The organism is Burkholderia metallica (assembly GCF_902832845.1).
Classification (GTDB): Bacteria; Pseudomonadota; Gammaproteobacteria; order Burkholderiales; family Burkholderiaceae; genus Burkholderia; species Burkholderia metallica.
In genome coordinates this window covers 15626-31535 of record NZ_CADFDB010000020.1, presented here as the reverse complement: position 1 = coordinate 31535, position 15910 = coordinate 15626, and the positions used below count along the sequence as shown (strand labels likewise).

Genomic DNA, 15910 nt, shown 5'->3' with positions numbered 1-15910 from the left:
CTCAAATCACTCGCCACGCTGTGCTTTTCATCGGTGAGCGTGATGCAGGGTGTGGACAACCGCGACTCCGAACGACGAAAAATGCTGTGCTTCCGAAGGGTGAGTGTTGGCGACCGATTGCGGGTGAGGCTTGCCTGGTGTGGACTTCCGGGAGTCGAGCGCGCGTCGCGCGGGAATTCGGGGCGCCGCGCATTCTAACGGCACGCGCGGGTCGGCGATAGATCCGGGCGCGTATCGCGGTGTGGATATTTCGCAGCCGAATTCACTCGCAGCGCTGTGTATTTCAATGGTGAGCGTCGGTGGCCGATCGAGCGGCGTGCCCGTTCGTGATCTTCGGCATCGCTTCGAGCGGTTGCGCATTCTAACCGCACACGCGATCGCGCGTTCCGTTCGAGTCCGTGCACCGAGTTGGATAGCCGGTCGCCGAAGCCAGTCGACCTGCTGTGTATTTCAGCGGTGAGGGGCGCGTGCGTGCGGCTCGGCCGCGTCTGCGCGAATCCGGAGCCACGGGGCGCAGCGTGGTTGCGGGGCGGCTGATCGCGCCGAAGTGCCGCCTTCGTGCGACAGGGCGCCCGCGCTCACCGTTGAATTTCACAGCGTCTCGACTGCTCTCGGGTTGGGTTGTCCACACTCGAATCGGTGCCCTGGTTCGATCGTCGTGCCGTCGCTCACCGCTGGAATTCACAGTGTTCAGAGTTGTTGCGGATCGGGCGATCCACACCCGATTCGGCACCCTTGTTCGAGCGCGGACCTTCGCTCACCATTGAAATTCACAGTGTTCAGAGTCGTCGCGGATCGGGCTATCCACACCCGATTCGGTACCCTTGTTCGAGTGCGTACCGTCGCTCACCATTGAAATTCACAGTGTTTGGAGTCGTCGCGGATCGGGCTGTCCACACCAGAATCGGCACCCTCGTTCGAGTCCGTACCATCACTCACCGTCGAAATTCACAGGGCTTTGAGTGTCCGCGGGTGGCGATATCCACACCCATACCGGCGTCTCGCTCGACTGCCCAACGGCGCGCACGAAGGCCGCACGGCCATGTGGATATCCTGCCGCCGAATCGACTCACGCCCCTGTGCATCCGGACGCTGAGCGCGAACGTCGCAGCGGCCACGCAGCGATCCAGCGGTGTGGATATCTCCTGCCGGCATCGACTCGTCGCGCTGTGAATTTCGACGGTGAGCGTCGGCGTCCGCATGAACGGCGGACAGATCGAGGTGTGGACATCCGGCGCACGACGCGACTCGAAACCCTGTGCGATCGAACGGTGAGCGCGATCGCCCGCTCGGCCGGCAGCCCCGGCATTGTGGACATCCCGCGCCCGCAATCACTCCGAACGCTGTGCATTCCATCGGTGAGCACGCCGCCGCTTCCCCGCCGAAACCTTGTCGCACGGGCCCCGAGCACCCGCCGCCGTACCAGCGGCCGACGTCCCGCTCGTCACCCGCGATGTCGAGGCAAGCGCCCACCCATCTCGCCCAACCGCCCAACCGCCCAACCGCCCAACCGCCCAACCGCCCAACCGCCCAACCGCCCAACCGCCCAACCGCCCAACCGCCCAACCGCCCAACCGCCCAACCGCCCAACCGCCGCCCACCACCCGGCGCGAAAATTCTCTCAATTCCCTCCCGAAACCTACGCGGTTTTTCTCACTTCGGGGCTGGCCGAGCAAGATGAGAAAAAACTTTCTCGTCTCCCCGCGAAAAAATAGAGCCATCCAGCCGCCTCCGGCCGGCGTCGCCCGACGCCCCGGTGCGCAGCCCAGAACAGCACAATCAGGAGACACCCCCCATGACCGCCCGCCTGCCCGTCGACGGCACGCCCTCCCTGTCCGACTACCGCCTCACCGACAACCTGACCGCGACGCGCGGCCGGATCTTCCTGACCGGCACGCAGGCGCTGGTCCGCCTGCTGCTGATGCAGCGCACCGTCGACGCCGAACAGGGCCTGAATACGGCCGGCTTCGTCAGCGGCTACCGCGGGTCGCCGCTCGGGATGGTCGACCAGCAGCTGTGGAAGGCGAAGAAACTGCTCGACGCCGGCGGCGTGCGCTTCCTGCCCGCGATCAACGAGGAACTCGGCGGCACGGCGGTGCTCGGCACGCAGCGCGTGGAAGCCGATCCCGAACGCACGGTCGAAGGCGTGTATGCGATGTGGTACGGCAAGGGCCCGGGCGTCGATCGCGCGGGCGACGCGCTGAAGCACGGCAACGCGTACGGTTCGTCGCCGCACGGCGGCGTGCTCGTCGTCGCGGGCGACGACCACGGTTGCGTGTCGTCGTCGATGCCGCACCAGAGCGACTTCGCGATGATCGCGTGGCACATGCCGGTCGTGAATCCGGCGAACATCGCCGACATGCTCGAATTCGGCCTGTACGGCTGGGCGCTGTCGCGCTATTCGGGCGCGTGGGTCGGCTTCAAGGCGATCTCGGAAACGGTCGAGTCGGGCTCCACCGTCGACCTCGACGCGCTGCAGACGCGCTGGCCCGCGCCGGAAGGCTTCACGCCGCCGGCCGGCGGCCTGCACAACCGCTGGCCCGACCTGCCGAGCCTGACGATCGAGGCGCGGCTCGCCGCGAAGCTCGACGCGGTGCGCCATTTCGCGCGCGCCAACAGCATCGACAAGTGGATCGCACCGAGCGCACAGGCGAACGTCGGTATCGTCACCTGCGGCAAGGCGCACCTCGACCTGATGGAAGCGCTGCGCCGCCTCGACCTGACGGTGGCCGACCTCGACGCGGCCGGCGTGCGGATCTACAAGGTCGGCCTGTCGTATCCGCTCGAAACGACACGGCTCGACACCTTCGTCGACGGGCTCGCCGAAGTGCTCGTGATCGAGGAGAAGGGCCCCGTCATCGAGCAGCAGATCAAGGACTACCTGTACAACCGCACGGAAGGCGCGCGCCCGCGCGTGCTCGGCAAGCACGATGCGGCCGGCGCGTGCCTGCTGTCCGAGCTCGGCGAGCTGCGCCCGTCGCGCATCCTGCCGGTGTTCGCCGAATGGCTCGCACGCCACAAGCCGGCGCTCGATCGCCGCGAGCGCGTCGTCGATCTCGTCGCGCCGCAGATCCTGTCGAACGAAGCCGACGCGGTGAAGCGCACGCCGTACTTCTGCTCGGGCTGCCCGCACAACACGTCGACGAAGGTGCCGGAAGGCTCGATCGCGCAGGCGGGCATCGGCTGCCACTTCATGGCGTCCTGGATGGAGCGCGACACGACGGGGCTGATCCAGATGGGCGGCGAGGGCGTCGACTGGGCCGCGCATGCGATGTTCACCAACACGAAGCACGTGTTCCAGAACCTTGGCGACGGCACCTACTTCCACTCGGGCATCCTCGCGATCCGCCAGGCGGTGGCCGCGAAAGCGAACATCACGTACAAGATCCTCTACAACGACGCGGTCGCGATGACGGGCGGCCAGCCGGTCGACGGCAGCATCTCGGTGCCGCAGATCGCGCGGCAGGTCGAGGCGGAAGGCGTGTCGCGCTTCGTCGTCGTGTCCGACGAACCGGAGAAGTACGACGGCCATCACGGCCAGTTCCCGACCGGCACGACGTTCCATCACCGCAGCGAACTCGACACCGTGCAGCGCGAGCTGCGCGAGACGCCGGGCGTCACCGTGCTGATCTACGATCAGACCTGCGCGGCCGAGAAGCGCCGCCGCCGCAAGAAAGGCGAATTCCCCGACCCGGACAAGCGCCTGTTCATCAACGACGCGGTGTGCGAAGGCTGCGGCGACTGCGGCGTGCAGTCGAACTGCCTGTCGGTCGAGCCGCTCGAGACGCCGCTCGGCCGCAAGCGCCGCATCGACCAGTCGTCGTGCAACAAGGACTACTCGTGCGTGAACGGCTTCTGCCCGAGCTTCGTGACGCTCGAAGGCGCGGCGCTGAAGAAGGCGGCCGGTGCCGCGTTCGACGAAGCGGCGCTCGCCGCGCGCGTCGATGCGCTGCCGGTGCCGGCCACGCATCTCGATGCGGCGCCGTTCGACATGCTCGTGACGGGCGTCGGCGGCACCGGCGTCGTGACGGTGGGCGCGCTGATCAGCATGGCCGCGCACCTCGAAGGCAAGAGCGCGTCGGTGCTCGACTTCATGGGCTTCGCGCAGAAGGGCGGCTCGGTGCTGTCGTTCGTGCGGATCGCGTCGAGCGACCGGTGGCTGAACCAGGTGCGCATCGACACGCAGCAGGCCGACGTGCTGCTCGCGTGCGACATGGTCGTCGGCGCGAGCGCCGAGGCGCTGCAGACGGTGCGCCACGAGCGCACGCGGATCGTCGTCAACACGCACCGGATCCCGAACGCGTCGTTCGTGCAGAACCCCGATGCGAACCTGCACGCGGATGCGCTGCTCGAAAAGATGCATCACGCGGCCGGCGACGGCTACCTGTCGAGCTGCGATGCGCAGGCGCTCGCCGCAAAGTTCCTCGGCGACTCGATCGGCGCGAACATCCTGATGCTCGGCTACGCGTGGCAGCTCGGCCTCGTGCCGGTGTCGCTCGCGGCGATGATGCGCGCGATCGAGCTGAACAACGTCGCGGTGCCGATGAACAAGCTCGCGTTCTCGATCGGCCGGATGGCGGCCGGCGACGCGGCGGGCCTCGACGCGTTGTGGAACGCGCGGCACGCGGTGGCCGTGCATGCTGCACCGGAGACGCTCGCCGAGCTGATCGCCGATCGCGAAGCGCGTCTGAACGCATACGGCGGCGCGCGCTACGTCGAGCGCTACCGGGCGCTCGTGAACGCGGCGGCCGCGAAGGGCGACGACGCGCTGACACGCGCGGTCGCGACGACGTTCTACCGGCTGCTCGCGGTGAAGGACGAATACGAGGTCGCGCGGCTGTACACGGACGACGCGTTCCGCACCGCGCTCGAAGCGCAGTTCGAAGGCGTGCCGGGGCACGCGTACCGCGTGAAGTTCAACCTGGCGCCGCCGACGGTCGCGAAGGTCGGCCGCGACGGCAGCGTGCCGAAAAAGCGCGTGTTCGGCCAGTGGATGTGGCCGGTGTTCGGCATGCTCGCGCGCGTGCGCAGCCTGCGCGGCACGTGGCTCGATCCGTTCGGCCGCACCGTCGAGCGGAAGATGGAGCGCGCGCTCGCCGACGACTACGAAACGACGATCACGCGTGCGTTCGCCGCGATGACGGCCGGCAATGCCGCGCAGGTCGTGCAACTGGCCGACCTGCACGCCCGCGTGCGCGGCTTCGGTCACGTGAAGGTGCGCAACCTGGCCGGCGTGAAGCGCGCGGAGCGCGAACTCGCGCTGCAGCTCGGCATCGACGCGGCGACGAGCGCGGCCGTGCAGCACGCGCTCGACGAGATGAAGGGCGCGGGGATGCTGAAGGGGATTCCGGTCGTCGTCGCGAAGTAACGCACGCGCGGGCGGATGTGAAAACGGCGACGCAGGTGCGTCGCCGTTTTTCATTGGAGCGGCCGCTGCGGCCGCGGCCGGGCCGTCAGAGAATGCCTTTCTTGCGCGTGGACAGTGCGGTTTCGGACAGGTCGATCTCGCGAAGCAGCTTGGTCAGCGTCTCGTCGGAAATCCTGCTCTCGCTGCGCAGCCGGTACAGCGCGGAGCGTTCCGCGCGCACGGCCGCGATCCGCATCTGCAGTTCCATCGTTTCGGTCTGCTTCGCTTCCGCGCGCGGCGTGGGGCCGTCCTCGGCGAGGGTCGCGAGGCGGCGGCGGTACTGGTCCATCACGCGCGCGGAGATGTCCGCGCAGCGCGCGGCGCCCGATTCGTCGAGATCGGCCGAGATCGCGTCGTGCGACGAATCGATCGCGCGGATCGCGGCCTGGGCCGCGGCCGCGCGCGCCGCGCGTTCCTCGTCGCCGAGCGTGTTGCGCGACGAGCGCACGCCGCGCAGCAGCAGCGGCAGGCCGATCACCGCGACGACGAGCGAGCCGAGGATCACCGCCGACGCGACGAAGATCGCCGTGTCGCGCCCCGGCAGCGGCACGCCGTCGGACAGCGCGACCGGAATCGACAGCACGCCGGCGAGCGTGACCGCGCCGCGCACGCCGCCGACCGTCATCACCGCGATCGTGCGGATGCCGGCCATCGTGCCCGCGAGGCCGTGGCGCGCGGCGCGACGGCTCGCGAACCAGCGCAGCAGCCAGACCCACAGGAAGCGGATCGCATACAGCGCGAGCATCATCGCGCACACGTTGAAGATCATCCGGCCGACGAGCGCGTCGCTCGTGTGATGCGCGTCGACGAGCGTGCGGCCGATGATGTGCGGCAACTGCAGCCCGAGCATGATGAACACCATGCCGTTGAACACGAACTCGATCATCGCCCACGTGCTCTCGGCGCGCACGCGCGACGCGACGGTGCTTTTGCGCGAGAAGCTCGTGTAGTTCATCATCATCCCGGCCGACACGGCCGCCAGCACGCCCGACAGGTCGAGGTGCTCGGCGAACAGGTAGGCCGCGAACGGCACGAGCAGCGTCATCACGATGCCGGGCGCCGGGTCGCCTTCCTGCTCGGCGTTCAGGAAGCGCGTGGACAGCGTGCTGAACACCCACGCCACGATCGCGCCCGTCGCGAGCCCGCCGGCCGCGACGATCACGAACGTGACCGACGCGTCGCGCAGCGAGAACATGCCCGTCAGCGCGGCCGCGATCGCGAATTTCAGCGCGACGAGGCCCGACGCGTCGTTCATCAGCGCCTCGCCCTCGAGGATGTGCATCAGTTGCGGCGGGATCCGGCCCTTGCCGGCGATGCCCGACAGCGCGACCGCGTCGGTGGGCGACAGCACGGCCGCGAGCGCGAACGCGATCGGCAGCGGCAACTCGGGTATCAGCCAGTGCGCGAAGTAGCCCACTGCGAGTACCGTCATGAACACGAGCCCGAACGCGAGCATCAGGATCGCGCGGCGCTGCAGGTACAGCTCGCGCTTCGGAATCCGCCAGCCGTCCGCGAACAGCAGCGGCGGAATGAACAGCAGCATGAAGATTTCGGGATCGAACGTGACGTGCAGGTTGAACTTCGGCCACGCGAGGATCGCGCCGAACGCGATCTGCATCAGCGGCAACGGCAGTTGGAACGGCAGGATGCGCGTGACGGCGCCGGACAGCGCGACGGTCAGCAGCAAAATCAGGACGGTGAAGACGATTTCCATCGATACGGCGAATACGGGGAATGAAACGATCGTACGGAGTGTAGCGTGACAGCGTGACGGGTGCGTTCGAGCGGCCGGTGCGCGCGCACGAAAATGGTGCGCGCGACGTGCGCCACGCCGGTGCGGCAGCCCGGTGCGTCCGCGCGGCGCATGGGTCTTCGGTACCTTGCACGGAGCTTGCTTGATGTTGGCCAGCCGTCCGGCGTCGACCGGGCAACCGAGGGTCCAACCATGACATTGCGCACGCCGTTCGCTTCGCCGGACGCCGCGTTCGAAGGCACTACCAGGAGGAAGGCATGACGATCGTGCAACAGGAGCGTCCGGCCGCCGCGTCGCCGTACCGGTTCGAGCGGGAAGTGAGCTCCGGCTTCGAACGTCTGGCGACGCAGCACCGCGATCTGACGCTCACCACCGTGTTCCAGCCGATTTTCAGCCTGTCGCACCAGCGTGCGGTGGGCTACGAGGCGCTGCTGCGCGCGCACGATGCGCTCGATCGCCCTGTGTCGCCGCTCGACGTGTTCGGCGAAGCCGCGCGCCAGGGCGAACTGCTGCAGCTCGACCGGCTCGCGCAGGCGCTGCATCTGGAGAACTTCACGCTGCTCGGGGCCGAGCGCGAATGGCTGTTCCTCAACGTGCATCCGGGCGTACTCACCGACCCGTTCCAGGCGGCCGCGCTGCTCGCGAACCTGAAGCGGCTCGGCATGCCGCCGCGCCGGGTCGTGCTCGAGGTGCTCGAACAGCGCGCGGAAGACGTCGAGCGGCTGGCCGAGGCCGTGCGCGAATTCCGCACGCACGGTTTCCTGATCGCGCTCGACGATTTCGGCGCGGGGCACTCGAACATCGAGCGGATCTGGCAACTGAACCCGGACATCGTGAAGCTCGACCGGATCATGCTGTCGCACGCGGCGCACCGCACCGGGCTCACCGCGATCCTGCACGGGCTCGTGACGCTGCTGCACGAGGCCGGCAAGCTCGTGCTCGTCGAGGGCATCGAGACCGAGCACGAGGCGCAGATCGCGCTGTCGTGCGAGGCCGATTTCGTGCAGGGCTACTACTTCGGCCGGCCGGCGCCGGGGCTGCCCGACAGTGAGGCCGCGACGGGCTGTATCGGTGAACTGACCGAGCGTTACCGGCAGCAGACCGAGGCGCGCGAGCGGCGCGACGCGCAGCGGCTCGCGCCGTACCTGCGCGCGTTCGAACGCGCGGCCGAGCGCCTCGCGGCCGGCGAGCCGCTCGACGAGGTGTGCTGGAACTTCCTCGCGCTCCACGCGGCCGCACGCTGCTTCCTGCTCGACGCGCACGGCCGGCAGTCGGGCCGCAACGTCGTGCTGCGCGCCGACCGTGCGCTCGCCGAGGCGCGCTTCTCGCCGCTGGCGGATGCGCAGGGCGCGAACTGGCTGCGCCGGCCGTATTTCCGCTCGGCGATCGCCGAGCCGGGGCGCGTGCAGGTCACGCGGCCGTACCTGTCGATCAACGAGGCGCAGCCGTGCGTGACGTTGTCGGTGGCCGTGCGCGTCGGCGATGCGCAGCGCGTGCTGTGCGGCGACATCGACTGGGACGACGACGAAGCCGGCGCCGGCTGAACGCCGGATGCACCGAAGGCGGCGAGCGGCCGGCTGCCAGTGCGACCGCCGGCGCGACTGACCGCGCGGTGGCCGGCACGCTGGCGTCCGTCACGCGGCTCGGCTAGGATGCGCGAATTGTCCAGACGATTCGCGGGTCGCCCATGAACCGAAACGCCGCTTCCTCCGTACTCCTCGAAGTGATCGCCACGACCGTCGGCGATGCGAAGGCCGCCGCCCGCGCGGGCGCCGACCGCCTCGAACTCGTGACCGCGATCACCGAAGGCGGGCTGACGCCGAGCGTCGGCCTGATCGAAGCCGTCGTGGCCGCCGTGCCGATTCCCGTCAACGTGATCGTGCGCCCGCACAGCCGGTCGTTCGTCTACGACGCCGACGATCTGCGCGTGATCGAGCGCGACGTGCGCGCGGCCGTCGCGGCCGGTGCGAACGGCGTCGTGTTCGGCGCGCTCGATGCGCACGGCGACGTCGATCTCGGCGCGCTGGCCCGCATCGCGGCCGCGGCCGACGGCCGCGCGCTCACGTTCCATCGCGCGTTCGACGTGTCGCGCGACCTCAACGCCGCGTTCGACGCGCTGCTGCGCGTGCCGGCCGTCACGTCGGTGCTGACGTCGGGCGGCCATCCGTCGGTGCTCGACGCGGTCGCGACGATCACGCGGCTCGTGCGGCAGGCGGCGGGCTCGACGTGCACGGTGCTGGCGGGCTCCGGGCTCACGATCGACGCGGTCGGCGATTTCGTCCGCGCGACCGGCGTGCGCGCCGTGCATTTCGGCTCGGGCGTGCGCCCGCGCGGCGAGGTGCTCGCGCCCGTCGACGAAGCGCGCGTCGAGCGTGTGCGCGCGGCGCTCGACGGCGCGGCATCGCACGTGTGACGCGCGCGATCAAGTAACGGCAGGACACCGTGGGCGCGCAACGCGCGCACAAACAAGCCGGGACGCATCCCGGCTTCTCGATGAGGCGGACGAATCCGCCGGGCGCTGCGCTTACGCGTTCGCCGACATCGCGTCCGCGTCGCTCGCGCGGATGCCGAGGCGCTCGAACAGCGCGCGATCCTTCTGCGTCTGCGGGTTGCTCGTCGTCAGCAACTGGTCGCCGTAGAACATCGAGTTCGCGCCGGCGAGGAAGCACATCGCCTGCAAGCCGTCGTCGAGCTGCTCGCGGCCGGCCGACAGGCGCACGACGGCCTTCGGCATCGTGATGCGCGCAACGGCGATCGTGCGCACGAACTCGAACGGGTCGAGCGGTGCGGTGCCTTCGAGCGGCGTGCCCTCGATCGCGACGAGGTTGTTGATCGGCACCGAATCCGGATACGGGTTCAGGTTCGCGAGCTGCGAGATCAGGCCCGCGCGTTCGCGGCGCGATTCGCCCATCCCGATGATGCCGCCGCAGCACACGTTGATGCCCGCGTCGCGCACGCGGTCGAGCGTGTCGAGGCGATCCTGGTAGGTGCGCGTCGAGATCACCTGGCCGTAGAACTCAGGCGACGTGTCGAGGTTGTGGTTGTAGTAGTCGAGGCCCGCGTTCGCGAGTTCCTGCGCCTGCTCGTCTTCCAGCATGCCGAGCGTCATGCAGGTTTCGAGGCCGAGTTCCTTCACGCCGCGCACCATCTCGGTCAGCGCGGGCATGTGGCGCTCCTTCGGGTTGCGCCACGCGGCGCCCATGCAGAAGCGGCTCGCGCCGTTCGCCTTCGCCGCGCGCGCGGCGTCGAGCACCGCGTCGACGTCCATCAGCTTCTCGGCCTTCAGGCCCGTGTCGTGGTGCGACGACTGCGAACAGTAGCCGCAATCTTCCTCGCAGCCGCCCGTCTTGATCGACAGCAGCGTCGACAGCTGTACCGCGTTCGCGTCGAAGTGCTCGCGGTGCACCTGCTGCGCGCGGAAGATCAGGTCGTTGAACGGCAGCTCGAACAGCGCGACGACGTCGGCGACGCGCCAGCGCGGCGTGGCCGGAGCGGCCACGGGAATCGCGTCGGGTTGCACGGTGGCGGCAGTCTGGGCTTGGGTCATATCGTTTTCCTGTCCTGGTCGGGGATGAGGGGATCGGGAGATCGGTTTCGGTGGGGTCAAGGCTGCGCGGCGCGCAGCGTCTCGACGAGCGCGGCGACGTCGAGCATCGCCGCGGCGGATTCGGGGGCGGCCGGGCTCATGTGCGGAATGCGGCCGAGCAGCAGTGCGCCGTGCTCGCGGGCGAGCCAGTCGCGCATCGTCGCGACGTTCTCGTCGGGGAACGACATCGCCGGGTCGACGTGATTCGCGACCCAGCCCGCGAGCTTGAGGCCGCGCGCGGCAATGGCGTCGGCGGTGAGCAGCGCGTGGTTGATGCAGCCGAGCCGCACGCCGACCACGAGCACGACCGGCACGCCGAGCGCGACCGCGAGATCGGCCATGTCCTGCGTGTCGTTCAGCGGGACGCGAAAGCCGCCGGCGCCTTCGACGACGACCACGTCCGCGCGCGTCAGCGCTTCGCGATGGCACGCGGCGATCGTGTCGATGTCGAGCGTCACGCCTTCCTGGGCGGCGACGATATGCGGCGCGGCCGGTGCTTTCAGCAGGAACGGCGTGCGCAGCTCGGGCGGCAGCACGACGTTCGCGGCCGCGTCGAGCTGGTCGGCGTCCTCGTTGCGCCACACGCCGTCGCGTTCATACGCGCCGGCCGCGACGGGCTTCAGCGCGGCTGCGCGCAGGCCGTGCCGCGCGAAGCCGTGCAGCATCGCGGCCGATACGAAGGTCTTGCCGATTTCGGTGTCGGTGCCGGTGACGAACAGCGAGAGCGGGGCGGTCATGCTGCGGCCTCCCGCGGGGCCGTTTCGAGCGCGACGTCGGCGCCTTCGCTGGCTTCGATCAGCGCGGCTTCGAGCCGCGCGAGATCGTCGAACGAATGCGCGGCCGACAGCGACACGCGCAGCCGCGACGTGCCGACGGGCACCGTCGGCGGCCGGATCGCGGGCACCCACAGGCCGTGGGCGTCGAGCGCGCGCATCGCCTTGAGCGTCGCATCGTTGCTGCCGATCACGAGCGGCTGCACGGCCGTGTGCGAATCGACCGGCTGCCAGCGCGTATTGCGCAGCAGCGTGCGCGTGCGTTCGATCAGCGCGGCGAGATGCGCGCGCCGCGCGTCGCCTTCGTCGCCCGCGATCACCTTCAGGCTGGCCGAGACCGCGTGCGCGACGGCCGGCGGCGCGGCCGTCGTGAAGATGTAGCTGCGTGCGCGCTGGATCATCCATTCGATTACGGTCTCGTGCGCGATCACGAATGCGCCTGCGACGCCGGCCGCCTTGCCGAGCGTGCCGACGTACACGAGATGCGGCGAACGCAGCGTGGCGGCCGCGAGCGCGCCGCGGCCCTGCGGGCCGAGCACGCCGAAGCCGTGCGCATCGTCGATGACGAGCCACGCGCCGTGGCGTTCGGCCAGCGCGACGAGCTTGGCCAGCGGCGCGATGTCGCCGTCCATGCTGAACACGGTGTCGCTGACGATCAGTTTCGTTTCGGCATCCGATGCATCGAGCAGCGCGGCGAGCGCAACCGTATCCGCATGCGGATAGACCTGCACGTTCGCGCGCGACAGCCGCATCCCGTCGATCAGCGACGCGTGGTTCAGCGCGTCGGAGAAGATCGTTGCGCCTTTGCCGGTGAGCGCGGTCATCGCGGCGAGGTTCGCCATGTAGCCGGTGCTGAAGTACAGCGCGCGCGGCGCGTCGCAGAAGCCGCCCGAGAAGGCCGCGAGGTCGTCCTCGAGCGTCGCGTGCGCGCGCGAATGGCCGCCGAGCAGGTGCGAGCCGCCGCTGCCGGAGCCGTAGCGCTGCGCGCCTTCGGCGAACGCGGCGACGAGCGCCGGATGCGCGGCGAGGCCCAGATAGTCGTTGCTCGCGAAGCCGACGATCTCGCGGCCGTCGACGGTCATGCGCGCATCGCACGCGGTATCGGCGGTGCGGCGTACGCGGCGCAGCCCTTGCGCGTCGAGATCGGCGAGGCCGCGTTGCAGCGTATCGAGCAGCGGGTGCGTCGCGGCGTCCCGCCGGGCCGTCCCTGCGGAAGCGGCGGCCCCGTCGGGGAGCCGCGAACGAAGCGTGTGTGCGGGCGGTCGTGTCATCGGCCGATTTCCTCCAGCGTGGCGTCGAGCGTGTCGCGCGTGCGTTGCGCGAGCCACGCGATGTCGTCGTCGCTCATCACGTACGGCGGCATCAGGTACACGGTCGTGCCGATCGGGCGCAGCAGCAGCTCGCGTTCCAGCGCGCGTTCGAAGAAGCGCCGCGAGAAGCCACGCGCCGCGTCGCCGTCGAGCGCGACGTCGAATGCGAACAGCGTGCCGCGTTCGCGCAGATGGCGCACCTGCGGGTGCGCGCCGAGCGGCGCGAGCGCCGCGCGCAGCGTCGCCGATTTGCTGGCGTTGCTCGCGAGCACGTCGTCGCGCGCGAACAGGTCGAGCGTCGCGACCGCCGCGCGGCACGCGAGCGGGTTGCCGGTGTACGAATGCGAGTGCAGGAAGCCGCGCGTCGTGTCGTCGTCGTAGAACGCGGCGAACACGTCGTCGCGCGTGAGCACGAGCGACAGCGGCAGGTAGCCGCCGCTGATGCCTTTCGACAGGCACAGGAAATCGGGCCAGACGCCGGCCTGCTCGCACGCGAAGAAGGTGCCGGTGCGGCCGCAGCCGACCGCGATCTCGTCGGCGATCAGGTGTACGCCGAATTCGTCGCACAGTGCGCGCAGCCCGCGCACGTATGACGGATCGTGCATCGCCATGCCGGCCGCGCACTGCACGAGCGGCTCGACGATCAGCGCGGCGATCCGGTCGCCGCGTTCGGCGAACAGGCGGCGCACGTCCGCGAGCGCGCGGCCGGCGACGTCGGCGGCCGTTTCGCCCGGCAGCGCGCCGCGCGCATCGGGCGACGCGACGACGTGCGCATGGCGGATCAGCGGGTCGTACGCGTCCTTGAACAGCGCGACGTCGGTCACGCCGAGCGCGCCGATCGTTTCGCCGTGATAGCCGTTCGCGACGCAGACGAATTCCTGCTTGTTCGCGCGGCCGCGGTTGCGCCACGCGTGGAAGCTCATCTTCAGCGCGATCTCGACGGCCGACGCGCCGTCCGACGCGAAGAACGCATGGCCGAGCGTGCGCGCGGTGAGCGCATGCAGCCGTTCGCCGAGCTCGATCGCGGGCTCGTGCGTGCAGCCGGCGAGCATCGCGTGCTCGAGCGTGTCGAGCTGCGCTTTCAGCGCCGCGTTGATGTCCGGGTTCGCATGGCCGAACAGGTTGACCCACCACGAACTGATCGCGTCGAAGTAGCGGCGGCCGTCACGGTCGTACAGCCACACGCCCGCGCCACGCGCGACGGGGATGAGCGGCAGGCGCTCGTGGTGCTTCATCTGGGTGCAGGGATGCCAGACCGCGCGCAGGCTGCGCGCGACCCAGTCGTCGGTGGCTGGCGTACTCAAGGCGACTCCGGGGGACAAAACGGCCGCGCGGCATCGAAGGGATGCCGCGCGGCGGGACACGAAACGCGCTGAGATTAGCGTGTTCCGCGACCCGTTGCACTACCGGTTACAAACGCCGCAAAGCCTTGCTGGGCGGGAGTTCGGCGTAGATCGGGACGGCTCGGAACGGTACGGTTCAGATATCCCGAAATGACCGCAGATGACGACGTTCGAGTGAGCCTTCCCCACCGAAAAAAATCGTGGGGGCGGGCGGTGCGCGACGACGCGGAAATATGGGGAATGATGAGGGGGGTGGGGTGCGGCGACAGCGGGAGATCGACAGATCGAGCGTCTCGCGCTGCCTGATCGACGTGGAGGCGTGGATGATCCGTGGTTGCGCAGCGAGGGCCTCGTCGTTGCTCACGACGAGGTTGAAGACCATCCGCTTGAAGGCTTCCCGCTTGTCGACGCCCCGATGGCGTCGGCGTGACGGGTAATGGACGGAAATGCGGCCGTGCGTTTAGCGCGAAGCCAGCGCCGGCGTACCGGTGTCGCGTGCGTGGGCGTCGTCGTTGTCGGCCGTCTGCGTCGCGTTCCACACGACCCGGTCGTTGACCGCATACAGCCGGCATGCGCCCGCGTCCTGCTTCGCGCAGTTGTCGAGCGCGAGCGCCATCGGGTCGTCGCCGCCTTCGGCCCACGACCATGCGCCTTCCGACGACACCGCGAACGCGCGGCTCGGATGCTGGTTCAGGAAGCGGCGATAGCCTTCGCGGCCGGCTTCGTCGACGTACGGCACCGCGTCGACCGCGTCGATCGACGCAAAGCCGCTCGCCTTCGGCTCGTGCGGGTTCGCGACCGCGTAGCGCACCGACGTCGGCAGGTTCAACTGCGCGAGGAACGCGTTGACGGCCGGCCACCACACGGGCACGCCGTCGCGATCGACGATCAGCCGGTGCGCGTCGTCCTTGTAGCGGCCGAAATCGATGAACTGGGCCTGCGTGCCGTGCGACACGTACGCGTCGTGCATCTGCGCGACGAGCCCGGGCGTCCATACCGAATCGTTGTCGCCGTACAGCCACAGCGACCGCACGGCCGTGTGCGCGCCGTACTGGTCGAACGCGTCGACGAGGTTGCGCTGCCAGCCGTCGCAGAGGTCCTGGCGCAGCCCGCCGGAGAAGTTGATGATGCCGCGCACGCCCGGTGCGGCTTCGGTCCCGTACGCGACCGATACGAGGCCGCCGTGCGACGTGCCGGCGACGACGATGCGCGACGCATCGACATACGGCTGGCGCGACATGTAGCGCACCGTCGCGTCGACGTCGGCCGCTTGCGCGAGGCCGTTCTTGCCGACGTTGCAGCCTTCCTGCTGGTACGTGCCGCCCGACCCCGCGAAACCCTGGCGGTTCGGGGCGATCACCGCGTAGCCGCGGCGCACGAATTCGCGCGCGAACGCGAGCGGCCGGCTGCGCGGCTGAAGATGGAGATCGCCGGTGTTCTTGCCGTGATTGAAGACGACGAGCGGGAACGGGCCGGGGCCGTTCGGCTTGAAGAGCGTGGCCTCGAGCGTGACGGCGCCCGATGCGTCGGCCGGAATGCGCAGGACCTGTTCGTTCAGGTCGGCGGCGACGGGCGGCAGGTTCGAATCGCCGTAGTCGAAGCGTTCGGCGTGGGCGAGCGACCCGCTGGCGCCGGCGCCCGTCCCCGTATTTGCGTTCGGCAGCGTACCGGCCTGAGCGGCCGACAGCGCGCAGGCCGCCATCCATCCCACCAATACCTTGCTGAACGCCATTCGTAA

Annotated in this window: 9 protein-coding genes; 3 read left to right on the top strand and 6 right to left on the bottom strand. The window is 69.5% G+C overall.

What is annotated here, in order from left to right:
• Nucleotides 1-1795: 1795 nt before the first annotated feature.
• Nucleotides 1796-5368, top strand: coding sequence for an indolepyruvate ferredoxin oxidoreductase family protein (locus HWX08_RS33275; protein ID WP_174922375.1), 3573 nt, complete (start codon nucleotides 1796-1798; stop codon nucleotides 5366-5368).
• Between the two features lie 85 nt (nucleotides 5369-5453).
• Here HWX08_RS33275 and HWX08_RS33270 read toward each other — a convergent pair whose 3' ends face one another.
• Nucleotides 5454-7121, bottom strand: a complete 1668-nt coding sequence (locus HWX08_RS33270; protein WP_069257712.1) for a Na+/H+ antiporter — start codon at nucleotides 7119-7121, stop codon at nucleotides 5454-5456.
• Nucleotides 7122-7417: 296 nt separating this feature from the next.
• Here HWX08_RS33270 and HWX08_RS33265 point away from each other — a divergent pair, with 296 nt between their 5' ends.
• Both HWX08_RS33265 and HWX08_RS33260 read left to right on the top strand, forming a co-directional pair.
• Complete coding sequence (locus HWX08_RS33265; RefSeq protein WP_174922374.1) at nucleotides 7418-8704, top strand: sensor domain-containing phosphodiesterase; 1287 nt, start codon at nucleotides 7418-7420, stop codon at nucleotides 8702-8704.
• Nucleotides 8705-8847: 143 nt separating this feature from the next.
• Nucleotides 8848-9573 (top strand): copper homeostasis protein CutC, encoded by a 726-nt coding sequence (locus HWX08_RS33260; RefSeq protein ID WP_069257710.1) that lies wholly within the window; start codon nucleotides 8848-8850, stop codon nucleotides 9571-9573.
• Nucleotides 9574-9684: 111 nt separating this feature from the next.
• Here HWX08_RS33260 and bioB read toward each other — a convergent pair whose 3' ends face one another.
• The 5 genes from bioB to HWX08_RS33235 all read right to left on the bottom strand — a co-directional run bounded on the left by bioB (nucleotide 9685) and on the right by HWX08_RS33235 (nucleotide 15904).
• Complete coding sequence (bioB, locus tag HWX08_RS33255; protein WP_174922373.1) at nucleotides 9685-10707, bottom strand: biotin synthase BioB; 1023 nt, start codon at nucleotides 10705-10707, stop codon at nucleotides 9685-9687.
• 56 nt (nucleotides 10708-10763) lie between these two features.
• Nucleotides 10764-11483: a dethiobiotin synthase gene (gene bioD, locus HWX08_RS33250; protein WP_174922372.1), complete on the bottom strand. Its 720-nt coding sequence runs from the start codon at nucleotides 11481-11483 to the stop codon at nucleotides 10764-10766.
• On the bottom strand, nucleotides 11480-12790 hold the full coding sequence (gene bioF / locus HWX08_RS33245; protein WP_244122809.1) for an 8-amino-7-oxononanoate synthase: 1311 nt from the start codon (nucleotides 12788-12790) through the stop codon (nucleotides 11480-11482). The genes bioD and bioF overlap by 4 nt, the downstream gene beginning before the upstream one ends.
• On the bottom strand, nucleotides 12787-14133 hold the full coding sequence (gene bioA, locus HWX08_RS33240; RefSeq protein ID WP_174922371.1) for an adenosylmethionine--8-amino-7-oxononanoate transaminase: 1347 nt from the start codon (nucleotides 14131-14133) through the stop codon (nucleotides 12787-12789). The genes bioF and bioA overlap by 4 nt, the downstream gene beginning before the upstream one ends.
• 499 nt (nucleotides 14134-14632) lie before the next feature.
• Nucleotides 14633-15904 (bottom strand): dienelactone hydrolase family protein, encoded by a 1272-nt coding sequence (locus HWX08_RS33235; protein WP_069257705.1) that lies wholly within the window; start codon nucleotides 15902-15904, stop codon nucleotides 14633-14635.
• Between the last annotated feature and the right edge of the window lie 6 nt (nucleotides 15905-15910).